Annotated in this window: 19 protein-coding genes, 1 other RNA gene and 2 pseudogenes; 16 read left to right on the plus strand and 6 right to left on the minus strand. The window is 65.2% G+C overall.

Annotated features, from left to right (window positions below; genetic code table 11):
- Positions 1-101: 101 nt before the first annotated feature.
- Positions 102-437, minus strand: coding sequence for a DUF6665 family protein (locus AC0L3B_RS09015; RefSeq protein WP_018454217.1), 336 nt, complete (start codon positions 435-437; stop codon positions 102-104).
- Positions 438-490: 53 nt separating this feature from the next.
- Entirely contained in the window at positions 491-1126 is a 636-nt protein-coding gene (locus AC0L3B_RS09020; protein WP_018454218.1) for a TetR/AcrR family transcriptional regulator, read from the minus strand.
- Between the two features lie 193 nt (positions 1127-1319).
- Between AC0L3B_RS09020 and AC0L3B_RS09025 the strand changes: the two genes are divergently transcribed.
- The 5 genes and pseudogenes from AC0L3B_RS09025 to AC0L3B_RS09045 all read left to right on the plus strand — a co-directional run.
- Positions 1320-2636, plus strand: coding sequence for an efflux RND transporter periplasmic adaptor subunit (locus AC0L3B_RS09025; RefSeq protein ID WP_456653619.1), 1317 nt, complete (start codon positions 1320-1322; stop codon positions 2634-2636).
- 25 nt (positions 2637-2661) lie between these two features.
- Positions 2662-4248, plus strand: a complete 1587-nt coding sequence (locus tag AC0L3B_RS09030; protein WP_026232690.1) for a DHA2 family efflux MFS transporter permease subunit — start codon at positions 2662-2664, stop codon at positions 4246-4248.
- A 326-nt stretch (positions 4249-4574) separates the two neighbouring features.
- Positions 4575-6374 (plus strand): ABC transporter ATP-binding protein, encoded by a 1800-nt coding sequence (locus AC0L3B_RS09035; RefSeq protein ID WP_473380306.1) that lies wholly within the window; start codon positions 4575-4577, stop codon positions 6372-6374.
- A gap of 64 nt (positions 6375-6438) precedes the next feature.
- Entirely contained in the window at positions 6439-7845 is a 1407-nt protein-coding gene (locus AC0L3B_RS09040; protein ID WP_473380307.1) for an MATE family efflux transporter, read from the plus strand.
- A gap of 69 nt (positions 7846-7914) precedes the next feature.
- Positions 7915-9155 (plus strand): annotated as a pseudogene (locus AC0L3B_RS09045) (O-antigen ligase family protein); the annotation flags it as partial.
- Here the strand turns inward: AC0L3B_RS09045 and AC0L3B_RS09050 are convergent.
- A pseudogene (locus tag AC0L3B_RS09050) lies at positions 9141-9875 on the minus strand (sulfite exporter TauE/SafE family protein); the annotation flags it as partial. The pseudogenes AC0L3B_RS09045 and AC0L3B_RS09050 sit on opposite strands and share 15 nt — an antisense overlap.
- 230 nt (positions 9876-10105) lie before the next feature.
- On the opposite strand from AC0L3B_RS09050, the gene AC0L3B_RS09055 reads away from it, so the two are divergent.
- Positions 10106-10363, plus strand: a complete 258-nt coding sequence (locus AC0L3B_RS09055) for a hypothetical protein (protein WP_018454225.1) — start codon at positions 10106-10108, stop codon at positions 10361-10363.
- Between the two features lie 7 nt (positions 10364-10370).
- On the opposite strand, the gene AC0L3B_RS09060 is transcribed toward AC0L3B_RS09055, so the two are convergent.
- Positions 10371-11741 (minus strand): aminotransferase-like domain-containing protein, encoded by a 1371-nt coding sequence (locus AC0L3B_RS09060; protein ID WP_247294875.1) that lies wholly within the window; start codon positions 11739-11741, stop codon positions 10371-10373.
- A 49-nt stretch (positions 11742-11790) separates the two neighbouring features.
- On the opposite strand from AC0L3B_RS09060, the gene AC0L3B_RS09065 reads away from it, so the two are divergent.
- Complete coding sequence (locus tag AC0L3B_RS09065) at positions 11791-12255, plus strand: DUF983 domain-containing protein (RefSeq protein ID WP_473380308.1); 465 nt, start codon at positions 11791-11793, stop codon at positions 12253-12255.
- A 72-nt stretch (positions 12256-12327) separates the two neighbouring features.
- Complete coding sequence (locus tag AC0L3B_RS09070; protein ID WP_247294873.1) at positions 12328-13041, plus strand: alpha/beta fold hydrolase; 714 nt, start codon at positions 12328-12330, stop codon at positions 13039-13041.
- Between the two features lie 55 nt (positions 13042-13096).
- Here AC0L3B_RS09070 and rnpB read toward each other — a convergent pair.
- Positions 13097-13576: RNase P RNA component class A (gene rnpB / locus AC0L3B_RS09075), an RNA gene on the minus strand.
- Between the two features lie 149 nt (positions 13577-13725).
- Here rnpB and AC0L3B_RS09080 point away from each other — a divergent pair.
- Complete coding sequence (locus AC0L3B_RS09080) at positions 13726-14079, plus strand: YciI family protein (protein ID WP_018454229.1); 354 nt, start codon at positions 13726-13728, stop codon at positions 14077-14079.
- Positions 14080-14101: 22 nt separating this feature from the next.
- Positions 14102-15334: an RNA polymerase sigma factor gene (locus AC0L3B_RS09085; RefSeq protein WP_247294871.1), complete on the plus strand. Its 1233-nt coding sequence runs from the start codon at positions 14102-14104 to the stop codon at positions 15332-15334.
- Positions 15335-15454: 120 nt separating this feature from the next.
- Here AC0L3B_RS09085 and AC0L3B_RS09090 read toward each other — a convergent pair whose 3' ends face one another.
- The gene (locus AC0L3B_RS09090; RefSeq protein WP_085349089.1) at positions 15455-16237 is read right to left on the minus strand and encodes an N-acetylmuramoyl-L-alanine amidase; all 783 of its coding nucleotides are present in this window, start codon (positions 16235-16237) and stop codon (positions 15455-15457) included.
- A gap of 524 nt (positions 16238-16761) precedes the next feature.
- On the opposite strand from AC0L3B_RS09090, the gene rsmH reads away from it, so the two are divergent.
- The 6 genes from rsmH to mraY all read left to right on the plus strand — a co-directional run bounded on the left by rsmH (position 16762) and on the right by mraY (position 24098).
- Positions 16762-17751: a 16S rRNA (cytosine(1402)-N(4))-methyltransferase RsmH gene (gene rsmH / locus AC0L3B_RS09095; protein ID WP_018454232.1), complete on the plus strand. Its 990-nt coding sequence runs from the start codon at positions 16762-16764 to the stop codon at positions 17749-17751.
- Between the two features lie 3 nt (positions 17752-17754).
- Positions 17755-18147: a cell division protein FtsL gene (gene ftsL, locus AC0L3B_RS09100; RefSeq protein WP_018454233.1), complete on the plus strand. Its 393-nt coding sequence runs from the start codon at positions 17755-17757 to the stop codon at positions 18145-18147.
- On the plus strand, positions 18144-19898 hold the full coding sequence (locus AC0L3B_RS09105; protein WP_018454234.1) for a peptidoglycan D,D-transpeptidase FtsI family protein: 1755 nt from the start codon (positions 18144-18146) through the stop codon (positions 19896-19898). The genes ftsL and AC0L3B_RS09105 overlap by 4 nt, the downstream gene beginning before the upstream one ends.
- 84 nt (positions 19899-19982) lie before the next feature.
- Positions 19983-21455 carry a UDP-N-acetylmuramoyl-L-alanyl-D-glutamate--2,6-diaminopimelate ligase gene (locus AC0L3B_RS09110; protein ID WP_018454235.1) on the plus strand — a complete coding sequence of 491 codons (1473 nt, stop codon included), beginning with the start codon at positions 19983-19985 and terminating at the stop codon, positions 21453-21455.
- The gene (locus AC0L3B_RS09115; RefSeq protein WP_018454236.1) at positions 21452-22831 is read left to right on the plus strand and encodes a UDP-N-acetylmuramoyl-tripeptide--D-alanyl-D-alanine ligase; all 1380 of its coding nucleotides are present in this window, start codon (positions 21452-21454) and stop codon (positions 22829-22831) included. The genes AC0L3B_RS09110 and AC0L3B_RS09115 overlap by 4 nt, the downstream gene beginning before the upstream one ends.
- 163 nt (positions 22832-22994) lie before the next feature.
- Positions 22995-24098, plus strand: a complete 1104-nt coding sequence (mraY, locus tag AC0L3B_RS09120) for a phospho-N-acetylmuramoyl-pentapeptide-transferase (protein ID WP_007600847.1) — start codon at positions 22995-22997, stop codon at positions 24096-24098.
- The last annotated feature ends 5 nt before the right edge of the window (positions 24099-24103 follow it).

Raw genomic sequence — 24103 nt, forward strand, 5'->3', positions numbered from 1 at the left:
CAAGCGGCCATTCGACCATGGCCTCTTTCTAGGCGCTCGCAGCCATCGCAATCGTTGCCGTGGTAACGGCTGGCCTTGTCTAGCGCCCCGTAGAAATCATTTCAGGCCGGCTTCGACGCTGCCGGCACCAGCCCCATGCAGCACTGCACCTCGGCCGGGACATTGTAGGTCCGCATGATGTGGCGGCTGTCGCGCAAGCCGGATGCCTCACGCTGCACCACCAACATCCAGAGCGCGTGGCCGGCTTCCATCACCAGCTTGCGTCGGGCCGGCTGCATCGCGGCCGGCACCTCGGGGAGGGCATGGGCGGCGTCGAACTCGCGCAGGCGCGCCAGCGCCTGTTCGAGCGTGCGGCCCATCCGTCCGAGCGCGGAGGCCTGTTCCTGGACAATCTCGTAATGGAGGATATCGATGGGCGGGCGGAGATCACGGGACATGAGCCCGAATATAATGCCGCCGGAGCGGCCTGCAACGCAGGCCCGCCTTGCCGCTACTTCGCCCGATACGCTGCCAGGAACATCCGCGTCGCGCTGTCGACGACTTCGCTCATGCGCTCTTCCGACGGTGCGGGCGCGGCCTGGAAGACGAAGGGCAGGAACAGCGAGGCCTTGCACAGTTCCATGAACTGCGACGCCGCCAGATCGCAATCGTCGATATCGAGATCGCCGGCGGCGGCGTGGGCTTTGAGATAGTCGGAGAGGCGGTTGATCGACTTGTCCAGCACCCGCGCATAGTAGCGGCGGCCGAGATCGGGCATGCGCTCGGCGATCGCCATCACGGTGCGGATCGCCGATCCGCCGCCGGGCCGGCACAGCAGACGGTTGTAGGCCCGGCCGAAATCCTTCAGCGTGGTTTCAACATCGCGTGCCGGATCGAAATTGAACGCGACCTGCCCGTGCTGGAGCGCCTCCTGCTCGAGGATGGCTTCGAACAGCGCGCATTTGTCGGCGAAGTAGACGTAAAGCGTGCCCTTGGAGACCTGCGCAGCGCGGGCGATCTCGCCCATGCTGGCACCGTCAAACCCGAGATCCATGAACACCTTGCGGGCCCCGTCCAGGATCTGGCGGCGTTTGGAGCTGTCCTCCTCCTGGACGACGTGGAGATGTTCGCGGCCGGGTACAACCATTGGTTCAGGGTCTCGGAAAGTTTTTGCATCGGTCCAGGGTGATGAAACCGAAATAAAGGATTCGGGCCGGTAGGGTCCGTTCGGGTATTATCTATATTGACCGAACCGTTCGGTCAATGATATTTGGGATAGGTGAGAGGGAGCCGGCCGTAGGGCGGGTTGTCCCTCATCGCGCTTTTTTGGGGAGGCCTCCATGGCCGTAGTGAGAGACCAGGCTGCGCGCGTCCTTCGCCAGGACGCCGTGGAGACGCCGGCGCCCGCGGGTGGTGACGCTGCCACCGAGACGTCTGTAGCTCTCGCCGAACAGTTGCGCTCTCATGTGGCCGAGGAAACCAAGCGCCGTCCCAGCGAGGCGCCGGAGAAGCCCGTGACCGACAAGCCGGCCGCAGCCCCAGACGCGCCCGCCGCCGGCGCGCCGAAGTCCGGCAAGCGCAAATTCGTGATGATGGGAGTAGGGCTCGTGCTGGCGCTCGCGGCCGCGAGCTATGCCGGCTATTACACGCTGGTCGGCCGCTTCTACGTCGCGACCGACGACGCCTATGTCCGCGCCAACAACACCATGCTGGGCGCGCGCGTTGCCGGCCACGTCTCCTCGATCCTCGCCGGCGACAACACGACGGTGCGCGCCGGCGACATCGTCTTCCGCGTCGACGACGGCGACTACAAGATCGCCGTCGACGCCGCCGCGACCAGGATCGCGACCCAGCAGGCCACCATCGATCGCATCGGCCGCCAGGTCGCGGCGCTCGACAGCCAGGTCGCGCAGGCCAGGGCGCAACTCGTCTCCGCCGAAGCCGGCCTCAAGCGCGCCGACCTCGATTATGAGCGCCAGCAGGCGCTGAGCAACAAGGGTTTTGCCTCGCGCGCCACCTTCGAGAGCTCCGAAGCCGGACGCGACCAGGGCGCCGCCGCGGTCAAGGCTGCGCAGGCCGCCTACGACGTCGCGCTCAGCAATGTCGACGTCGCCAAGGCGCAGCAGGCCGAAGCGCAGGCGCAACTCGCCGAGCTCAAGACCACGCTGGCCAAGGCCGAGCGCGATCTCGCCTTCACCGCGGTGCGCGCGCCGGTCGACGGCACGTTCTCGAACCGCCTCGTCAGTGCCGGCGATTTCGTCGCGGTGGGCCAGCGGCTCGGCAACGTCGTGCCGCTCGACAACGTCTATATCGATGCCAATTTCAAGGAGACCCAGCTCAAGCGCATCCGTCCCGGCCAGCCGGTGACGATCAAGGTCGATGCCTACGGCATGCGCAAGTTCTCCGGCGTCGTCGACAGTATCGCGGCGGGGGCAGGCTCGGTGTTCACGCTGCTGCCGCCTGACAACGCCACCGGCAACTTCACCAAGATCGTGCAGCGCGTGCCGGTCCGCATCCGGGTGCCGAAGTCGGTCGCGAAGCAAAACCTGCTCCGCGCCGGCATGTCGGTCACTGCGACGGTCGACACCAACAAGGGCGCGGCCGACGCCGACAGCGAGGTCGATCTCGACGACGCCACCATGATCCATCCGCAGTAGCGCTCCTGCGCCGCGAGGTCAGACCATGGCGAACGTCACGACCGCTTTACCTGCCATGATGGCGGACCCCGCCTCGGAGCGCATCGCGCCGAAGCGGCTGTTCGCTTTCATCATCATGGTGTTCGGGATGTTCATGTCGATCCTGGACATCCAGATCGTCTCGGCGTCCCTGAGTGAAATCCAGGCCGGCCTGTCGGCAAGCTCTAGCGAGGTCTCCTGGGTCCAGACCGCCTATCTGATCGCCGAAGTGATCGCGATCCCGCTGTCGGGATTCTTGTCGCGCGCCTTCGGCACGCGGCTGTTGTTCGCAATCTCGGCGGCAGGCTTTACCGCATCGAGCCTGCTCTGCGGCTTCGCCACCACCATCGAGGAGATGATCCTGTGGCGCGCGCTGCAAGGTTTTCTCGGCGCCGGCATGATCCCGACGGTGTTCGCCTCGGCCTACACCGTCTTCCCACGCACCAAATTCCACATCGTCGGTCCCATCATCGGGCTCGTCGCAACGCTGGCTCCGACCATCGGGCCAACTGTCGGCGGCTACATCACCGACCTGATGTCCTGGAACTGGCTGTTCTTCATCAACATCGTGCCTGGCATCGGCATCACCATCGGCGTGCTGGCGCTGGTCGATTTCGACGAGCCGCATTTCGAGTTGCTCGACCGTTTCGACTGGTGGGGGCTGCTGTTCATGGCCGGCTTCCTCGGCACGCTGGAATACGTGCTGGAGGAAGGCCCGCAATATGAATGGATGCAGGACCCCTCGGTCGCGATCTGCGCCTGGATCTGCGGCATCTCGGCGATCGCCTTCTTCTGGCGCGTCTTCACGGCGGCCGAGCCGATCGTCAATCTACGCACCTTTTCCAACCGCAATTTCGCGATCGGCTGCGTCCTTCAGTTCTGCATCGGCATCGGCCTCTACGGCCTGACCTACATCTATCCGCGCTACCTCGCCGAAGTGCGTGGCTACAGCGCACTGATGATCGGCGAGACCATGTTCGTCTCGGGCATCACCATGTTCCTGATCGCGCCGGTGGTCGGGCGTCTCATGGCGAAGTACGACATGCGCTACATGATCGCGTTCGGGCTCGTCGTGTTCGCGCTCGGCTCCTACCAGATGACCTGGATCACGCGCGACTACGATTTCTATGAGTTGCTGATTCCGCAGATCCTGCGCGGCATCGGCATGATGTTCGCGATGGTGCCGACCAACAACATCGCGCTCGGCACGCTGGCGCCCGACCGGGTGAAGAACGCCTCGGGCCTCTTCAACCTGATGCGCAATCTCGGCGGCGCCGTGGGTCTCGCCGTCATCAACACCGTGCTCAATGACCGCACCGACCTGCACATTACGCGCCTGCAGGAGCGTGTGACCTGGGGCAACGCGACCGCGACCGAAACCCTGACCATGTTCATGCAGAAGTTTCAGGGGCTTGGCGATTCCACGCTGATGGCGATGAAGCAGCTCAGCCAGCTCGTGCATCGCCAGGCCGTGGTGATGGGCTTCGGCGATGCTTTCTTCATCCTGACGCTGTTCTATCTCGGCCTCACCCTGCTCGTCACACTGTTGAAGAGGCCGGCCTCGCCGTTCGGCGCCAGCGGCGACGCGCACTAATTTGCAACACTCGTGCGGGATCTCGCGCGAGCCCCGTTGCAAATCACTACCGACACATCTATAAAGCGCACCTCATTCCATCGAACCGGGAGGATTTGCATGATTTCGTCGCATTCGCAGATCGCACGCCCGCGCTCGATGATGTTCTGGCTCGGTATGTGCTCGGCCTCCTAGAGGCCTCTTCCGCCAGCTTCGATTGGGCTCCTGGTCCCGATCGCTCCGCTTCCCAAGTCAAAACCAACTTTAAGTGACGCCGTCTCGGCCCTCGCGGCCGGCCTGCGTCCATCAATGGAGCCGGCCCGCGCCATAAGCGGCCGGATGATGCCATGACCGTTCTGTCAAAAAGGCCCGCGGCAATACGCGTGGTGCTGCCCTTCGTGTTCCGGCACTGGCTGAAGCAGCCGGGGCGTACCCTCATCGTCGCCGGAGGCTTGTTGGGTGCGACCATCGCCGACCTGTTCATGCCGGTATTCTCCGGACATCTGGTCGACGCTCTGACGCGCGGCCCATCCGATTCCGCCGCGCGGCACGCGGCGCTGATGGCATTGGGCGGTATCGTGGCACTGGGCGCAGCCTCCATGGTGCTGCGGCTGACCGGCCTCCAGGCCATCGTGCCGTTCTCGCTGAAGATCATGTCCGAGGTCGCGCAGGAAGCCTTCATGCGCGTGCAACGGTTCTCGACCGACTGGCACGCCAACTCCTTTGCGGGATCCACGGTGCGCAAGGTCACCCGCGGCATGTGGGCGCTCGATCTGTTGAACGACACCATCTTGATGGCGCTGGCACCGTCGCTGCTGGTGCTGATCGGGTCGATGATCCTGCTCGGCCTGCACTGGGCTTCGCTTGGCGCGGTGATCGCGCTGGGCGCGCTGGCCTATGTCACGATGACGGTGCTGTTCTCGACGCGCTACATCGCGCCGGCCGCGCGCATCTCCAATGCCTGGGACACCAAGGTCGGCGGCACGCTGGCGGATGCGCTGACCTGCAACGCGGTGGTGAAATCGTTCGGCGCGGAAGCGCGCGAGGATGCGCGGCTTGCCCGTGTCGTCAACCGCTGGCGCGTGCGCGTGCGGCGGACCTGGCTGCGCTACAACTACACCAATCTGGCGCAGCTCTCGGTGCTGCTGGCCCTGCGTGCCTCCGTGATCGGCGGCGCCGTGCTGCTGTGGATGTCGGGGCGAGCCTCGCCCGGCGACGTCACCTATGTGCTGACGAGCTACTACGTCATCCATGCCTATTTGCGCGACGTCGGAATGCACATCAACAACCTGCAGCGCTCGGTCAATGACATGGAGGAGCTGGTGGCGATCCACGACGAGCCGATCGGGATTACGGATGCGACGGACGCGCGGCCGATTGCGATCGAGCGCGGCGAGCTCGTGTTCGACGACGTCACGTTCCATTATGGCGGCCATCATGCGCCGCTCTATGATGGACTGTCGGTCACGATCCGCGCCGGCGAACGCGTCGGTCTCGTCGGCCGCTCCGGCTCCGGCAAGACCACCTTCGTCAAGCTGGTGCAGCGGCTCTACGACGTCACCGGCGGCCGCGTTCTGATCGATGGGCAAGACATCGCCAAGGCCACGCAGCATTCGCTGCGCAGCCAGATCGCGGTCGTGCAGCAGGACCCGATCCTGTTCCACCGCTCGCTCGCCGAGAACATCGCCTATGGCCGGCCCGGCGCCAGCCTGGAGGCGATCGAGCAGGCGGCACGGCTGGCCAACGCGCATGACTTCATCCTGCGCCTGCCCAAGGGCTACGGCACGCTGGTCGGTGAACGCGGCGTCAAGCTCTCCGGCGGCGAGCGGCAGCGCGTGGCGCTGGCGCGCGCCTTCCTGGCGGACGCGCCGGTGCTGATCCTGGACGAAGCGACCTCGAGCCTCGATTCGGAATCCGAGGCGCTGATCCAGCAGGCGATGGAGCGGCTGATGCGGGGCCGCACCTCGATCGTGATCGCGCACCGGCTCTCGACGGTGAAGAGCCTCGATCGCATCCTGGTGTTCGACCGCGGCGAGATCGTCGAGCAAGGCACGCATGCCAAGCTCGCGGCCAGGCCCGGCGGCATCTATCGCGGCCTGTTCGAGCGCCAGGTGGTGGAGCTCGGACAGATCGCAGCAGCGGAATGAGTGGCGCGCGGCCGGCGGACCAATGTCGGCCGCGTCGCCAAGGAATCGGTCAAGGATGGGTGAAATGAAAGACCTGACCAACGGCTCCGTCGCGAAGCACATTCTGGGCATGGCACCGCCGATCATGGTCGGTATGGTCACGATCATGCTTTGCCAGCTGGTCGATCTGTACTTCGTCTCGGGCTTGGGCGATGCCGCGGTCGCGGGCGTGGCGGCGGCCGGCAATGCCGGCTTTCTCATCAACGCGCTGATGCAGGTGCTCGGCGTCGGCGCGGTGTCGTTGATCGCGCATGCCGTGGGACGCAAGGATCGGCCGGATGCCAATTTGATCTTCAATCAGGCGATCGTGCTGTCGGTGCTGTTCGGACTGTTGACCCTGGTCGCAGGCGCGGCGCTGTCGCGCGCCTACATGCATGCGATCGCCGCGGACGAAGCCACGATCGAGGCGGGGGCCACGTATCTGCTGTGGTTCATGCCGGCGCTCGCGTTGCAATTCGCGAGCCAGGTGATGGGATCCGCGCTGCGCGCTACCGGCATCGTGCGTCCCACGATGCTGGTGCAGGCGCTTGCGGTGGCCATCAACATCGCGCTGGCGCCGGTTCTGATCGCGGGCTTGGGCACGGGCCATGCGCTCGGCGTTGCCGGTGCGGGGCTGGCGAGCTCGATCGCGGTGTTGATCGGCGTCGTGACGCTGCTTGCGCATTTTCGTAAGGTCGAACGCTATGTCGCCTTCAATCCGGCGCAGTGGCGTCCGCAGGCGCAGCATCTGAGGCGCATCCTCAATGTCGGCCTGCCTGCCGGCGGCGAGTTCGCGATGATGTTCATCCTCATGGCGGTGGTCTATTTCGTGCTGCGCGATTTCGGTGCGGCGGCGCAGGCCGGTTTCGGGATCGGACAACGGGTCCTGGGCCTGATCCAGATGCCGGCGCTTGCAGTTGCGCTCGCCGCTGGGCCAATCGCCGGCCAGAACATGGGCGCCGGAAAAGGCGAGCGCGTGCGCGAAACCTTCGTCAAGGCGGCGCTGATCACCAGTGTCGTGATGATAGGCTTCATGTGCCTCGCGCAGTTGAAGCCGCAGCTCCTGCTCTCGGGGTTCTCGAACGACCGGGAAACCATGGAGATCGCGTTCCTGTTCCTGCGGATCATCTCGCTCAACATGGTGGCGCAGGGCGTGATCTTCACCTGCTCGAGCATGTTCCAGGGCCTCGGCAATACCAAGCCGGTGCTGTGGAGTTCGGCAACGCGCGTGCTCACCTATTCGCTGCCGGCGATCTGGCTGTCGACGCGGCCGGGCTTCCGGATCGAGCACGTCTGGTACCTGTCGATCGCGGCAACCACGCTGCAGGCGGCCCTGAGCTTGTGGCTGCTACGGCGTGAATTCAGGAAGCGCCTTGCCACGCTCCGGCATGAGAAGTCCCCGGAGCCGGCTGCGCCCAAGCGCGTGGCGTCTCCTGTACGCGCGCCAGCGTAGCGATCGCTTGTCCCCGCCCCACGGCTCCGGCAAACTTGCCGCGCCGTGGGGATCGGCTGCAGGGGCCAAATGACCGAGGTGTTGAACGAGCAGCGGCCCAATTCCTGGCTCGCCGCGATCTGGGCGGCACGCTATCGCACGCCAGCCCGCTCCGTCGCGCTGATCGCGTTGCTGTTGCCGTGGACCACGACCGGGCTCATTTTCGCGCTCATTCCCTGGCTGATCGCGTTCGCGTTCCTCGACCTTCGCGAATTTCCGCGTTCGCTGCTTCGGGCAATCTGCCTGCTGCCGATTGCGCTGGTCCTACTCGCCGCCATCGGCACGCTCTGGTCGGATGCGCCGTGGCCGGACCGAATCCATGCGATCGGCCCGGCGGCGAAGCTGCTGGTAATTCCGCTTCTGATCTACCAGTTCGAGCGTTGGCCGTTTGGCGGCTGGGTGTTTTCCGCGTTCCTGGTATCCTGCACGGCACTGATGCTCTATTCCTTCGCCGTCGCCGTCGATCCCGCATTGTCGCTGAAACTCTATCTGTCGCGCGGGCCCTACAAGGTCGAAAGCGGGATCGCGGTGCGCAATTATATCGACCAGAGCCAGGAGTTCGCGCTCTGTGCGATCGCGCTGGTCTACCCGATCGTGTCGCTGCTGCGACGAGGCCGCTACCGCGTCGCGGCGCTGTTCGTGGCGCTCGCGATCGGATTCCTCGCCAACATGATGTTCGTCGTGGTCTCGCGGACAGCGCTGGTGACGCTGCCGATCCTGATCGTGGTCTTCGCGCTTTTGCATTTGCGCCGCCGCACCGCACTCTTCGCCGTCGGCGCGATGGGGCTGTTGGCCGTGCTGCTGTGGACCGCCTCGCCGCGTCTGCGCGCAACAGTCGCCAAATTCAACGGAGACTATGAGGTCAGCATCGCCGGCAATGATGTCAGCGGCATGGGGTCACGACTGGAGTTTTGGCGCAAATCGCTGGCGTTCACCGCGGACGCGCCGCTGCTCGGTCACGGCACCGGGGCGATCCGCGGCCTGTTCGCGCGCGCGGCTGTCGGCGAGAGCGGGGTTCGAGCGGAAACGTCGGTGATCCGCACAACCAGACGCTCAATGTCGCCGTGCAGTGGGGCGCGTCGGGCGTCGTGATCCTCTATGCGCTCTGGTTCGCGCACCTCTCGCTGTTTCGCGGAGAGGGGCTGGCCTGCTGGGTCGGCCTTCTGGTCGTGGTGCAGAACATGCTGTCCTCGCTGCTCAACTCGCATCTGTTCGATTTCGCCGAGGGCTGGATCTACGTGCTTGGCGTCGGCATTGCCGGCGGCATGGCAGACCAGGCCGAGGCCCGACAGGAACAACAGACCGAGCACGACATCGCCGAAATGCTTGTCGCTCAGCGCATGATAGACGCGCGCGCCGGCCCATGCGCCGATCAGCGTGCCCGGAAATGCGATCACTGCGAGCCAGACCACCTTGAACGCGACGAGGCCCGAGGCGGTCTGCAACACCAAGGCGGCGCCGAGCACGGTGAAATTGAAGAGCTGGAAGATGCCGCGCCGCTCGTGCTTGTTCCAGCCTCGGATGTTTGCCCACAGGATCGGAAGTGGCCCCGACAGTCCGGCAAGGCCACCCAAGATGCCGCCGGCAAAACCGATCGCGCCGTCGGCAATGCGGCCGCCGAACGTGACGGCGAGCGGCCGCTTGTTCAGATAGAGAGCCGTCGAAAAAACAAGGATCAGCACGCCGACGCTCAGCTTGAACACTTTTGGATCGGCGGAGGCGACCAGCATGGTGCCCAGCGGCACGCCGATCAGTCCTCCAATCAGGAACGGCCAGACCAGCGAGAGATCAAAACTCTTCCACATCGACGGCAGCGTCGAGCTCTGCGCGATCACCGAGCAGATCAGCACCAGGGGCACCGCGAGAGAGGGCGGCAGCACGTAGAGCCAGATGCCGAGCGCCATCAGCGCCGTGCCGAAACCGGCAAGGCCCGAGACGAAGCCCCCGGCCAGTGCGCCGAGCAGCAGCAGCCCGTAGGTGAGTATTTCCAACAGATTGTCCCTGTTATCTTGACGATCCCGAACTGTTGATCGCCATCGCTCGCATAGCACAGCTGCGGCCATGCAGGTCAATTTCAAAACCGCACGCAAGCGTGATCCCCAGCAGCGGGCGTTCGCGAAAGACAGGCCTACATGACGCTCGTACTTCAAACTGGGGGCCCGCTCGACGCCATCATGCGGTTCGATCGGCCAATCTCCCGAATGAGATATGGAGAAGGACGATGACCCGCACGAAGATTGCCGTCGCGGCCGCACTAGTGTCGGCGGCGGCCTTGATGCCGACCATGGCGCAGGCCCAGTTTTCCGAGCCTGCGGCCTATCAGGCTGCCCATCCCGACCGCGACGTTCTGAATGGCGGCCAGCTCACGCCCGCCGCGCGCGGGGCTCTCGGCCAGCCGAGCGATGCCTACGCATCGCAAGCTTATCCATCGGCTGTTGCGCCGGTCGTGCGCTCCCACCATCGCCGGCAGCATCGATAGGTATTTGCTAGACGATCTGCCGGGTGTCGGCGGGCCTGTGCAGCGCGCTCATGAGGATGCGCAGCGCCTCCGTCAATTCCGCCCGGTTGCGCGCCGCGCCTAGCGAGACGCGTGCCGCGTGTGGTGCGGTCCCGTCGACGGTGAAGGCCTCGCCGGCGACGACTGCCAGTCCATTCCGCAGCAGATGCGCCGCGACATCGGGACGGTCCTCCGGCAGCCGCAGCCACAGATGATGCGCGGCGGGCTTGGCCTGGAACTCAAATCCCTTGAGCGCCCGTTGCGCGAGCTGCTGGCGGCCGATCGCCTCGCTTCTGATGGCGGTGATGATGCGGTCGGCGATCCCGGTCTCGATCCAATGCGTCACCAGCGCGACCATCAGCGGCGCCGGCATCTGCACCGTCGCCTGCAAAGAGCTACGCATCTCCCGCTGCGAGCTGCCGTCGGGCGTCACCAGATAGGCGACCCGTAGTGCGGGCGCCATACATTTTGACAGCGTGGTCGCGAGATATGTCTGATCCGGAATGAGATTGGCGATCGGCGATGCCGAGCGATCGAGCAGCCCGTAGGCATCGTCCTCGATCAGAATCGTATCGGCATCGTTGATGATCTTGGCGATGGCGCTGCGGCGCTCGGGGAGAAGCGTCGCGGTGGTCGGATTGTGCAGCGTCGGAATGAGATAGACCGCTTTCGGTCTATGCGTGCGGCAAGCCTTTGCCAGCGCCTCTGGCAGGATGCCGCCGTCATCCATCGCGACGCCGACGAGTCTGACGCCGAGGCGCGCGGCGGCGGCCCTGATGCCGGGGAAGGTGAGGGCTTCCGTCAGCACGATGTCGCCGGGCCGGGCGACGTGGGCGAGCAGGTTGAACAGGATCGTCTGTGCGCCGGGAAAGATCACGAGCCTGTCGGCATGCGCATGCGGCACGCGGGGGCGCATCCATCGCGCCGCGACCTCGCGCTCGTGTGCGCTGCCGCCGGGCGGCTGGTAGTTGAGATGCGCGGTCAGGCCCGATTGCGCGCGGATGGCTTCCATCCCGGCGATGATGCGCTCGTCGAGCTGCGCTTCGAGAGGTTGCGGCGGCACGTTCATCGAGAGGTCGATCGCGACGGGATGCGGCAGATCGACCACGCGGCGCGCGCTGGTCTCCGACACGAACGAGCCCTGGCCGACCCGGGCCTCCATGATGCCGCGGCGCCGCGCCTCGGTGTAGGCGCGTGTCACCGTGGTGAGGTCGATGCCGAGCGCCTTTGCCAGCGCCCGCTGCGTCGGCAATTGCTGGCCGCGCACCAGCCGGCCGGCGGCGATGTCGGCCTCCATGGCTTCGACGATGCGCTGATAGCGCGGCCCGCTCAGCTCCGAAATTGTAGGGGTCCAATCCATGCAATGAAGGCCCATATCCTTTGAATGTATGGATACAAGATATTATTGTATGGATCCTAGAAAAGGAAGAGGTGGGGTCATGGCAACCGGTTCAGTCTCTCTGGCAAAGGCGATGTGGCGCGGATTTCGCGGCAAGTGCCCGAACTGCGGCGAAGGCCATGCGTTCGGCCGTTTCCTGAAGGTGGCAGATACCTGCGACCATTGCGGCGAGGAGCTGTTCCACCAGCGCGCCGACGATTTCCCGGCCTATCTCGTGATGGTCGTCGTCGGCCATCTCGTGGTGCCGGCAATCCTCGCGGTCGAAACCGCCTATGCGCCGGCCGTCTGGCTGCAACTGGTGGTGTGGCTGCCGGTGACGTTGTTCGCTTCGCTCGCGCTGTTGCAGCCGACCAAGGGTGCCATCGTCGGGCTGCAATGGCAGATCGGCATGCATGGTTTTGAGGCGGGCAAGCTGCGGCGCGAAGCTGGTCGGCCTGCAGCCGTCCTCGTGAAGGTGAACGCGCGCGCGGCTTAAGGGGCCGTAGCGTTTACATCGCGGGACCGGCCGCTACACTCCATCGTACAAACAAGAACGATGGAAACGCCGATGGCCGCACGCTCAAAAACCTTCCTGCTTTGTCACGGCGCGTGGTCCGGCGGGTGGGCCTGGAAGAAGATGCATCCGTTGACGGCAAAGGCCGGCCATCGCCTCATTGCGCCGACCTATACCGGGCTCGGCGAGCGCGCGCATCTGGCCAGTCCCGCGATCGATCTCGACACGCACATCCAGGACATTCTCAACGTCATCAGGTTCGAGGATCTCGAGGACATCGTGCTCCTCGGCCACAGCTATGGCGGCATGGTCGCCACCGGTGTCGCCGATCGCGCGCGCGAGCGGGTGACGCAATTGATCTATCTCGACGCCTTCGTGCCGCGTGACGGCCAATCGCTGTTCGATCTCCACGAGGGCGGGCGCGAGCCGATGCGCAAGGCTGCAAGCTCAGGCGACGGCTACCGCATCCCGCCGAACCCGCCGCCGCCGGACACGCCGCCGGCCGATCTCGACTGGCTCAACGCCCGCCGGATCAACATGCCGATCAAATGTTTCGAGACGAAGCTGAAACTCGAACATGGCGAGCCGGCGATGCCGCGCAGCTACATCTATTGCACGCGCATTCCGCCGGGCGACGTGTTCGGGCAGTTCGCGAAGCGCACCAAGACCGAGGATGGCTGGCGCACTTTCGAACTCGATGCGAGCCATGCGCCGAATGTGACAGCGCCGGAGGCGCTGATGGGTGTGTTGCAAGAGATCGTCGGATAGCAAGCCCCCAAATGGTGAGGGGCCCGATGCAGTCAGCATCGAACCCCTCGTTGAAGATATCAGCCGGCCTCTAAGCCGGGTTCTGTAGGGCACCGTCCGCTTGCGCGAACGATACGTGACGGCCATTCCTCTGGGACCATGTTTGCACATGGCCTCGAGCAACCTACCCGGACGGCGGGCCTGACATCGCCCCGCGGCGTTATCGCTTTCGCGAACACTCCGCTATGCCGTCCCTATTCGGTTTTGCTCCCGGTGGGGTTTACCATGCCGGCTCCGTTGCCGCAGCCGCGGTGCGCTCTTACCGCACCTTTTCACCCTTACCTGCCTACGCAGCTTGCGCTGCTACGGCACGGCAGGCCCGAGGGCTTGCCGCGCCAAAGCCCCGAAGGGGCGACGGCGGGCGGTTCGTTCTCTGTGGCACTTTCCCTGGGGTCGCCCCCGCCGGACGTTATCCGGCACCGTATGTCAAGGGAGCCCGGACTTTCCTCCCCGGCGGCCTTTCGGCACTTGCCGGAGCGGCCGTCCGGCCGACTGACGGCTTACGCATGAAGCATTTGTGTCGGTTCCGCAAGCCGATATCGCCATGCACGGTTCGCCCGAAATAATTTATCCTGAAGATGTCGTTGGGCGCGTGTCCCGTTCGACTGGATGTCGGCGATCCAGCCGTGCAGCAGGAGTTAAGCGATGCAGTATTTGCTGATGATCTACCAGAACGAAGCCGAGTACGCGAATATGCGTCCGGCGGCCGGCCAGCAGATGACGGCGGAATATCAGACCTTCACGCAAGGCATCATCCAGAGCGGCAATTTCAAGGCCGGCGACCGTTTGCAGCCGACCACGACTGCAACGACCGTCCGCGTGCGCGACGGCAAGACGCTGACGACCGACGGCCCGTTTGCCGAAACACGCGAGCAGCTCGGCGGCTATTACCTGGTGGAGGCCAAGGATCTCGATGCTGCGATCGAGATCGCGTCGCGGATTCCGTCGGCGCGTATCGGCTCGATCGAGGTGCGGCCGATCTGGGTCTACGACAAGTGACGGCGCCGTCGCGCATCGGCGCATGACGCTGTCCGAGATCGACAAGATCTTCCGCGACGAGGCGGGGCGGGCGCTGGCCACGCTGATCCGCCTCGTCGGCGATTTCGATCTCGCCGAGGACGCGCTCCAGGACGCCTTTGCGGTGGCACTGGCGCGCTGGCCGGCGTGCGAGGTCCCCGACAATCCGCGTGCCTGGCTGGTCAATGTCGCCAGGCACAAGGCGATCGACCGTATCAGGCGCCAGGCCGTTTTCCGCGGCAAGGAGCAGGCGCTCGTGCACGAGCTCGAGCTGAACGCGCAGGCGCCCGCCGAGCCGCCGGCAATGCTCGACGACGACATGCTGCGGCTGATCTTCACCTGCTGCCATCCTGCGTTCGCGCCCGAAGTCCAGGTCGCGCTGACACTGCGCACCGTCTGCGGGCTCTCCACGGCGCAGGTCGCGCGCGCCTTCCTCGTCAGCGAGGAGGCGATGGCGCAGCGTCTCGTCCGCGCCAAGCAGAAGATCAGGCTCGCCGGCATTCCCTATGAGGTCCCCGAGCGCGACACGCTGGTGCCGCGGCTCGATGGTGTGCTTGCCGTGATCTATCTCGTCTTCACCGAAGGCTACGTGGCGACGTCCGGTGCGGATTTGATGCGACCCGATCTTGCCGCCGAGGCGATCCGGCTTGGCCGCTTGCTCGACCGGCTGCTACCCGATCGAGCCGGGATCAAGGGCCTGCTGGCGCTGATGCTGCTGCACGATGCGCGCCGCGCAGGGCGCCAGACCGCCGCCGGCGACATCGTGCTGCTGGAAGAGCAGGATCGTTCGCAGTGGGACCATGCACAGATCGAGGAGGGTCTGCGCCTGGTGGACGACGCACTGCGCGTGCCCGGCCGGCCGCAGCCGTATGCAGTACAAGCCGCGATCGCTGCGCTGCATGCGCGTGCGCCGAGCTACGAGCAGACAGACTGGCCGCAGATTGCCGGGCTCTATGAAGTGCTGCTGCGGATCAATCCGTCGCCGGTGATCGAACTCAACCACGCGGCGGCGGTGTCGATGGTCGATGGGCCCGCGCGCGCGCTCGATCTCGTGGATGCGACCGCCGCACGCGGCGCGCTTCATGGCTATGAGCTGCTGCCAGCGGTGCGGGCGGATTTGTTGCGGCGGCTTGGCCGGAAGGAGGAGGCGCGCGAGGCCTATCGCGCTGCGACGGAGGCGACGCAGTTAGAGCCGCTGCGACGGCTTTATGCGCGAAGGATGAGGGAGATGAACTGAGTTTCCGTCATGGCGGGGCTTGTCCCGGCCATCCACGTTCTTCCGGCGCGACAAAGACGTGGATGCCCGGGACAAGCCCGGGCATGACGGAGCAAGAGGTCACGTTCTCGAAGACGTCAGCTACTTCGTCACGATGGTCGTTGTCTCCTGAGGGAGACTCCCCAACAGCGCCTGCAAGGTCGAGAGCGTCGAGTGATCCGCGACCCCATCCAGTCGCGCCGGGCGGAAATGGCGCTGGAACGCGGTGACGACTTCCATGGTCGCGGCGTCGTATTTGCCGGTGAGGGGAACGCCGTAGCCGTATCTGGCGAGCGCTTGCTGCAGGCTCAGCACCTCATCGCTGATGGTGCCGAGCATCAGGCTTTCGCCGCGCACCACCGGCGCGGGCGTGACCCAGTGTCCGACGCCGGAATTGGCCAGCGAATGCCACGGAAATTTTTCGCCGGGATCTTTCTTGCGCGCCGGCGCCACGTCGGAATGGCCGAGCACCCGGTGCGCGGGCACCTTGCGGCGGAGCATGATGCCGCGGCACAGCGCGATCACGGCGGCGATCTGGCGCAGCGGAAACTCCGGATAGCCCCAATCGTGGCCGCGATTGACGATCTCGATCCCGATCGAGCAGGAATTGATGTCGTCCTCGCCGGACCAGGACGAGACGCCGGCATGCCAGGCGCGCCTGGCCTCCGGCACGCATTGCACGATGCGGCCGTCTTCCAGCACGACATAATGTGCCGATACCTCTGTGCCCGCGGAGCAGAGCCGCGCCAGCGCACCTTCGACGTCGGGCATGCCGGTGTAGTGCAGCACAATCATATCGGGTTGGCGGCCCTTGTTGCGGTCGCCATGGTTCGGTGAGGGGATGATGTCGGAGACGATCGAGGAATCCGGCTCGAACGTCCGCATGTTCGCGGCCGCTTTGGGAACCGGCAGAACGCGTTGACGCTTCGAATCAGATCCAGACGGCGTGGACGAACCGGACGACATAAATAGCTCGAGACAGACAGAGAGTGGGCCAAGCCCTTTTCTTTACTATTCCTTTACCCTCCACCGTGCGCAACCGCGCGACGAGGTTAACGGATGCATTTTGGCGAATGTGTGTGGATGAAGCATCACCAGCCGCGTCAGCTTTTCGACTTGTCGCGAGCCGATCAACGCTTTCTTAACGCTAAGGGCCGTTACTGAGAGATGAAGAGCCGACCCGCGTCCGGAGGCGGCCAAAGCGTATTTTGGCTCGAAATCCCATGGCTGCCCGACAAATTCCAAGGGGAATACTGGGTTGGTGGCCCGGGACCACCGGGCACGGTAACCATATCGGACGGGGGTTGGGTCGTGGAACCGCCGCGACGCGGAATCATTCGAGGCGTTATGAGCTTGTTCGTCCCCGATCTCACTTGGGAGTCCGGCGGGGCGATCGGCAGGCCTGGCGCATGAGCTCGGCTCCGCACATCCCCGTTCTTGGCCGCGAGGCCATCGACCACCTCGCCCCGCGCGAAGGCGGCCTTTATATCGACGCGACCTTTGGTGCCGGCGGCTACAGCCGCGCGATCCTCGACCTGCCGGGAACCCAGGTGATTGCCATTGATCGCGACCGTACTGCGATCGAGGGCGGCGCCGAGCTCGTCGCACGCTCGGCGGGCAGGCTGACCCTCGTTGAAGATCGTTTCTCCAACCTCGCCGAGGTCTGCGCGGCTCAAGGCATCGATAGCGTCGACGGCGTCGTGATGGACGTCGGGGTATCCTCGATGCAGCTCGACCAGCCCGGCCGCGGCTTCTCGTTCCGCCTCGATGGTCCGCTCGACATGCGGATGGGGCAGGCAGGCCCGACTGCGGCCGATGTCGTGGCGCGCGCCTCGGAAGGCGATCTCGCCGACATCATTTATCTTCTCGGCGAAGAGCGGCAGTCGCGCCGGATCGCCCGCGCTATCGTCGCGGACCGTCAGGAGACGCCGTTCACGACCACGCGCGCGCTCGCCGAGCTCGTCGGCAGGGTGGTTCGGTCCAAGCCCGGCGATATTCACCCGGCGACGCGGACGTTCCAGGCCCTGCGCATCTTCGTCAACGAAGAGCTCGAGGAACTCCAGAGCGCGCTCATCGCTGCCGAGCGCGTGCTCAAGCCCGGTGGTCGCCTCGTTGTCGTCTCGTTCCATTCGCTGGAAGACCGCATCGTCAAGAATTTCCTTAGCCTGCGCAGCAAGACGGGTGGCGGCTCACGCCATTTGCCGGAAGTGTCTCAGGCGGTGCCGAGTTTTCAGCTGCTGACGCGGCGGCCGGTGATCGCGGGCGAAAACGAAGTCGCGCATAACCCGCGTGCGCGATCGGCAAAACTGCGCGCCGGCGAGCGCACCTCGGCGCCGGCGCATGACGAGCGCGAGCAATCGTCCTGGCCAAAACTCTCCGACCTCATGAGAGGTGGCTAGCGCATGCGCTTCATCCACCTCCTCGTCATCGGCGCGCTGATCTTCGCGGCAGCCTATGTCTATAGGATCAAGATGGACTCCACGGCGCGCACCGAAAAGGTGCTGCGGCTGCATGCGGAGATCCGCGAGCAGCGCGATGCGATCGCGGCGCTGCGCTCCGAATGGGCCAAGCTCGATGCGCCCCTGCGCCTGCAGGGCCTGTCCGATCGGCATCTGCAGCTCAAGCCGGTCAACGGCACGCAATATGACTCACTGAAGAATCTGCCCGAGCGCCCGCCGCGGATGTTCAGGCCGGGCGAGCCGGATCCGATCGGCGCCATGCTCAACACCATCGAAGCCGCCAGCGATCCCGATAATGTGACGGGCGCCGTACCTCAGCCCGAGGACAAGCCATGAATGCTGTGACCCCGGCCAAACCGGCAGAAAAGCCGACTGAGCCTTGGCGCCAGCGCCTGATCCGCAGCCTGCTGTACGGGCGCAACGTCGATCGCGCGGCCAAGGCGCGGGCGCGCGTCGGCCTGGCGATGCTCGCCTTTGGCGCGGTCTACGCCCTGATCGGCGGCCGGCTAGTGATGTTCGCGATCGGCGCCGACGCCCACGGCGCGCGCCGCGCCGCGGCGCAGGAGGTGGTCGCGACCGCGCGGCCCGACATCGTCGATCGCAACGGCGCGATCCTCGCGACCGACGTCAAGGCGTCGAGCCTGTTCGGCGAGCCGCGTCGCATCATCGACAAGGACGAGGCAATCGAACTTCTGACCGCCACGGTGCCCGACCTCGACGAGGCCGAGGTGCGCGAGCGCCTGAAGACGCGCAAGGGCTTCGTCTGGCTCAAGCGCGAGATTACGGCGAAGCAGCAGCAGGACATCCACAAGCTCGGCATTCCCGGCATCGGTTTCCTGCGCGAGAACAAGCGCGTCTATCCGACCGGCAACGAGGTCGCCCACCTCATTGGTCTCGTCAACATCGACAACCAGGGCATCGCCGGCATGGAGAAGTGGCTCGACAATCAGGGGCTCGCCGATCTCCACCGCGCGGGCTTTGCCACCGACCGGCTGCAAAAGCCGATCGAGCTATCGGTGGATCTGCGGGTCGAGCACGCACTGCGTGACGAGCTGCTGAAGGCCAAGGAGAAATACCACACCAAGGCCGCCTCCGGCATCGTCTCCAACGTCAAGACCGGCGAGATCGTGGCGATGGTCTCGCTGCCGGATTTCGATCCCAACAATCCGAAGGAAGCGCACGATCCCGACCGCATCAATCGCCTGACCACCGGCGTCTACGAGATGGGCTCGACCTTCAAGGCGTTCACGCTGGCGATGGCGCTCGATTCCGGCAAAATCAATTTGAACTCGATGTGGGATGCACGGGGAAACCTGCACTACGGCAAGTTCACCATCCATGACAGCCACGCGCTCGGACGTTTCATCAACACCAAGGAAGTGTTCACGTTCTCGTCCAACATCGGCGCCGCGCGGATCGCGCTCGGGCAGGGCGTCGAGGCGCACAAGGCATTCCTCGGCAAGATGGGCCAGTTGACGCGGCTGCGCACCGAACTGCCGGAAAGCGCGGCTCCGCTGATACCGCGCCGCTGGGGCGAGCTGAACACCGTGACCATCGCGTTCGGCCAAGGCATGTCGGTGGCGCCGCTGCAGGCGGTGATGGGCATCAACGCGCTGGTGAACGGCGGCTATTTGATTCCGCCGACCTTCATGAAGCGCAGCGAGGCCGAAGCGGCGGCGATGGCCAAGCGCGTCATCAGGACGGAGACCAGCGACAAGATGCGGTTCCTGATGCGGCTCAATGCAGAAATCGGCACCGCCAAGACCGCCGACGTCAAGGGTTACTACGTTGGCGGCAAGACCGGCACGTCCGAGAAGGTCATCAACGGCCGCTATGCCAAGAAACGGGTGCTCAACTCCTTCACCGCGATCATGCCCTGCGACGATCCGAAATATCAGATCCTGATCATGCTGGACGAGCCCCAGGCCATTCCCGAAACGAAGGGTTTCATCACCTCGGGCTGGAACGCGGTGCCCACGGGCGGCAAGGTGATCGAGCGGATCGCGCCGCTTCTGGGTGTCGAGCCGCGGTTCGACCTGCCGCCGTCCGAGCGCCTTATTCTTGCAGCATCCAGGACAACCCAGTAATCAACCGGGTGGGCCGTTGCCGCTGCTGAGTCGGGATTTCCCTGCAGATTCGGCGATCCGGTCCGGCATGTCGACTGGAAGACCATGAAGCTGCGCGACCTCCTCGATCAGGACGTTCAGGGCAATGACGCCGCAATCGAGCCCGCGGTCGCGGCGCTCGACGTGACCGGCGTTGCGCTCGACAGCCGCGCGGTCAAGCCAGACGATCTCTTCTTCGCACTTGCGGGCAGCAAGACCGACGGTGCGCGCTTTATCGATGCCGCGATTGCCGCAGGCGCGGTGGCGGTCGTCGGCGACCATGCGCCTGACGGCTGCAAGGTGCCGTTCATCACAGTTGCCAATCCGCGCCGCGCGCTGGCGCTGGCCGCGGCAAGATTTTTTCCCGCGCAGCCTGCGACAATTGCGGCGGTGACCGGCACCAGCGGCAAGACCTCGGTCGCCGCATTCACCCGGCAGATCTGGGAACGGCTCGGGCACGCCTCCGCCAGTATCGGAACCATCGGCCTGGTCTCGCCGAAACGTACCGTCTACGGCTCGCTGACGACGCCCGATCCGATCGCGCTGCACCGGCAGTTGGACGAGATCGCGCGCGAGGGCGTCACGCATCTCGCCTTCGAGGCCTCTTCTCACGGGCTCGACCAATATCGCCTCGACGGCGTGCGCGTGTCCGCCGGCGGCTTCACCAATCTCTCGCGCGACCACATGGATTACCATCCGACCGTCGCGCATTATCTCGCGGCCAAGCTCAGGCTGTTCCGCGAACTTGTCCCGCCGGGGGGCGCGGCCGTGATCTCCGCCGATCATGATTGCTCGGCGGAGGCGATCAGTGCTGCGAATTCGCGCGGCTTGCGCGTGATGGCAGTCGGTCGCAACGGCGACGGGGCGGGCGAGGGCATTCGTCTCGCCGGTGCGGAGGTCGAAGGATTTTCGCAAGTGCTCGCGCTCGAACATCGCGGCAAGCGGTATACGATCCGGCTGCCGCTGGTCGGCGAGTTCCAGATCGAGAATGCGCTGGTGTCGGCTGGCCTCGCCATCGGCACCGGCGGCGACGCCGCGGACGTGTTCGCGAGCCTCGAACATCTCGAAGGCGCCAAGGGCCGGTTAGAGCGCGTCGGAGAGCGCAACGGTGCGCCGATCTTCGTCGACTATGCGCACAAGCCCGATGCGCTGGCCAAGGCGCTGCAGGCGCTGCGTCCCTACGCCAGGCGCAGGCTGGTCGTCGTGTTCGGCGCCGGCGGCGACCGCGATGCCGGCAAGCGTCCGATCATGGGCGAGATCGCCGCCGGCAACGCCGACGGTGTCATCATCACCGACGACAATCCGCGCAGCGAGAAGCCGGAATCGATCCGCGCCGAAATTCTCGCCGCCGCCAAGGGCGCCCGCGAAATCGGCGACCGGGCCGCGGCGATCCGCACCGCGATCGCCGAATTGGAAGATGGCGATGCGCTGCTCATCGCCGGCAAGGGCCACGAGACCGGGCAGATCGTCGGCGGAGAGGTTTTGCCCTTCAGTGATCACGAGGCGGTCGCCGCCGCATTAGCGTCGAGGATTGCATGAGCGCGCCCATATGGACGGTGGCCGAAGTGGCGCGCGCGCTGGGCGCCGCCGGATCGTTCCCGGACACGCCGATCGACTTCGTCACCCAGGACAGCCGGCTGGTGAAGCCGGGCAGCCTCTTCGTCGCGCTGAGCGGCACCCCGAGCGGCGGCTTCATCTCGGCCTTCGCCAGCGCACGTGACGGCTGGGAGTTCGCGGACAAGGCGGAAGCCTCGGGCGCGGTCGCGATGATCGTGCCGCACGAGATCGCGGGCATCCGCATTCCCCAGATCGTCGTGAAGGACACGCTGATCGACGGCCTCTGGGGCCTTGCGCGCGCGGCACGCGCGCGCTTCAACGGGCCGGTGATCGGGCTCACCGGCAGCGCGGGCAAAACCAGCACCAAGGAATTCCTCGCGGCCTATCCCAATGCCTATGCCAGCCCGTCGAGTTTCAATAATTTCTGGGGCGTGCCGCTGACGCTGTGCAATGCGCGCCCCGATGCCAATCTCTGGGTCGTCGAGATGGGCATGAACCAGGCCGGCGAGATCGCGCGGCTCAGCGAACTGACGCGGCCGACGGTCGCGCTCGTCGTCAACGTCCAGCCGGTGCATCTGGAGAAGCTCGGCTCGCTCGAAGCCATCCGTCGCGAGAAGGTGTCGATTGCACTCGGCCTGCCCGCGGAAGGCGTGCTGGTGCTGCCCGCCGGGATCAAGGCGCCGGACTGGAAGGGCAAGGTCATACGCTTCGGCGAGAAAGCCGAGGTGCATGAAGTCGCGCACGCGCCGCACGGCGACAGCTGGCAGGTCGTGGCCGCGCTCGGCAAGAAGGAGATCGCGTTCAGCCTGACGCCGGGCGCGCCGCATCGCGTTCAGAATGCGCTGGCCGCGCTCGCATCGATCCGTGCGGCCAACCTCGATGCGGCGACGCTTGCGATCAAGCTCGACCGGGTCGGTATCATGAGCGGCCGTGGCGTCGAGCAGGCGGCCGGTGGCGTCACCGTGATCGACGACAGCTTCAACGGTAATCCGGCCAGCGTGGCTGCCGCGCTGCAAAGCTTGCAGGCGCGCAACACGACCGGTGGCCGCCGCATTGCCGTGCTCGGCGACATGCTGGAGCTGGGCGACGGCGCACCAACCTATCACATCGACCTCGCCAGGCATCTCGACGGCATCGACGGCGTCTATTGCGTCGGACCCCTGATGCGTCACCTGTTCGAGGTGCTTCCAGCCGGCAAGGGTCTCGGTTGGCACGACGACCCCGTCACGCTGAAGCCGGGCGAGGTCGCAAATCTGCTGAGGGCAGGCGATGTCGTGGTTGTCAAGGGCAGCAAGAAGATGTTCTGGGTGAACAAGTTTGTGCCGGGCCTAGTGGCCGCCTTGCAGGCAAGGGCGTAAACTGCTTGGAAGGCGCTGTTCCCGAATCCCCCCTTTCCGGCGCGAAGCCGTTCGTTTTCTTTAGAGGTCGCCCGACCCGATGATGAAGACCAGCGAATGCGCGTGAGGCAGGTTGACAAGGCCAAGATCAAGGCGCGTGCAAAGGCGCCATAGGACCGTCTGAATGTTTTACTGGCTGATCGAGCTCTCCAACACATTTCCGGGCTTCGGTGCCGTTCGCACCTTCCTGAACGTCTTCCGCTACATCACCTTCCGCACCGGCGGCGCCGTCGTCACCGGCGCGCTGTTCGTATTCCTGTTCGGACCCTGGATCATCGACCATCTGCGCATCCGGCAAGGCAAGGGCCAGCCGATCCGGGCCGATGGTCCGCAATCGCATCTCGCCAAGAAAGGCACGCCCACCATGGGCGGGCTGATGATCCTGTCCGGTCTCACGGTCGGCACGGTGCTGTGGGCCAATCCGCTCAACCCTTACGTCTGGATCGTGCTGGCGGTGACGCTTGGCTTCGGCTTCGTCGGCTTCTATGACGATTATCTCAAGGTGACGAAGCAGACCACGACCGGGTTCGGCAGCAAGCTTCGCCTGCTGATCGAGGCGGCGATCGCGCTGGTGGCCTGCTACGCGCTGGTGCGGCTGAACCGCGATCCCGCGTCGACCGCGCTGACGATTCCTTTCCTGAAGGACACCGTGCTGCATTTCGGCTGGTTCTTCGTCGTGTTCGGCGCCTTCGTCATCGTTGGCGCCGGCAACGCGGTGAACCTGACCGACGGTCTCGACGGCCTTGCCATCGTGCCGGTGATGATCGCGACTGCGAGCTTTGCCATGATCGCATATCTCGCCGGCAACGCGGTGTTCGCCGACTATCTCCAGATCAAATATGTCGCCGGCACCGGCGAGCTCGCCGTGCTCTGCGGCGCCCTGCTGGGCGCGGGCCTCGGCTTCCTCTGGTTCAACGCGCCGCCGGCCTCGATCTTCATGGGTGACACCGGCTCGCTCGCGCTCGGCGGCATGCTGGGTGCGATCGCGGTCGCGGTGAAGCACGAGATCGTGCTCGCGGTGATCGGCGGCCTGTTCGTGCTGGAGGCGGTCTCCGTCATCGTGCAGGTGGTGTCGTTCAAGATGACAGGAAAACGCATCTTCCGGATGGCGCCGATCCATCACCATTTCGAGCAACTCGGCTGGACCGAGCCCCAGATCGTGATCCGGTTCTGGATCATCTCGGTGATGCTGGCGCTCGCTGGCCTATCCACGCTGAAGCTGCGGTGAACGAT

Source organism: Bradyrhizobium sp. Kon56 (assembly GCF_055807635.1).

Coding starts and splice junctions, on each gene's coding strand:
- AC0L3B_RS09015 (WP_018454217.1), bottom strand. CDS start 437: ATGTCCCGTGATCTCCGCCCGCCCATCGATATCCTCCATTACGAGATT.
- AC0L3B_RS09020 (WP_018454218.1), bottom strand. CDS start 1,126: ATGGTTGTACCCGGCCGCGAACATCTCCACGTCGTCCAGGAGGAGGAC.
- AC0L3B_RS09025 (WP_456653619.1), top strand. CDS start 1,320: ATGGCCGTAGTGAGAGACCAGGCTGCGCGCGTCCTTCGCCAGGACGCC.
- AC0L3B_RS09030 (WP_026232690.1), top strand. CDS start 2,662: ATGGCGAACGTCACGACCGCTTTACCTGCCATGATGGCGGACCCCGCC.
- AC0L3B_RS09035 (WP_473380306.1), top strand. CDS start 4,575: ATGACCGTTCTGTCAAAAAGGCCCGCGGCAATACGCGTGGTGCTGCCC.
- AC0L3B_RS09040 (WP_473380307.1), top strand. CDS start 6,439: ATGAAAGACCTGACCAACGGCTCCGTCGCGAAGCACATTCTGGGCATG.
- AC0L3B_RS09055 (WP_018454225.1), top strand. CDS start 10,106: ATGACCCGCACGAAGATTGCCGTCGCGGCCGCACTAGTGTCGGCGGCG.
- AC0L3B_RS09060 (WP_247294875.1), bottom strand. CDS start 11,741: ATGGATTGGACCCCTACAATTTCGGAGCTGAGCGGGCCGCGCTATCAG.
- AC0L3B_RS09065 (WP_473380308.1), top strand. CDS start 11,791: ATGGATCCTAGAAAAGGAAGAGGTGGGGTCATGGCAACCGGTTCAGTC.
- AC0L3B_RS09070 (WP_247294873.1), top strand. CDS start 12,328: ATGGCCGCACGCTCAAAAACCTTCCTGCTTTGTCACGGCGCGTGGTCC.
- AC0L3B_RS09080 (WP_018454229.1), top strand. CDS start 13,726: ATGCAGTATTTGCTGATGATCTACCAGAACGAAGCCGAGTACGCGAAT.
- AC0L3B_RS09085 (WP_247294871.1), top strand. CDS start 14,102: ATGACGCTGTCCGAGATCGACAAGATCTTCCGCGACGAGGCGGGGCGG.
- AC0L3B_RS09090 (WP_085349089.1), bottom strand. CDS start 16,237: ATGCGGACGTTCGAGCCGGATTCCTCGATCGTCTCCGACATCATCCCC.
- rsmH (WP_018454232.1), top strand. CDS start 16,762: ATGAGCTCGGCTCCGCACATCCCCGTTCTTGGCCGCGAGGCCATCGAC.
- ftsL (WP_018454233.1), top strand. CDS start 17,755: ATGCGCTTCATCCACCTCCTCGTCATCGGCGCGCTGATCTTCGCGGCA.
- AC0L3B_RS09105 (WP_018454234.1), top strand. CDS start 18,144: ATGAATGCTGTGACCCCGGCCAAACCGGCAGAAAAGCCGACTGAGCCT.
- AC0L3B_RS09110 (WP_018454235.1), top strand. CDS start 19,983: ATGAAGCTGCGCGACCTCCTCGATCAGGACGTTCAGGGCAATGACGCC.
- AC0L3B_RS09115 (WP_018454236.1), top strand. CDS start 21,452: ATGAGCGCGCCCATATGGACGGTGGCCGAAGTGGCGCGCGCGCTGGGC.
- mraY (WP_007600847.1), top strand. CDS start 22,995: ATGTTTTACTGGCTGATCGAGCTCTCCAACACATTTCCGGGCTTCGGT.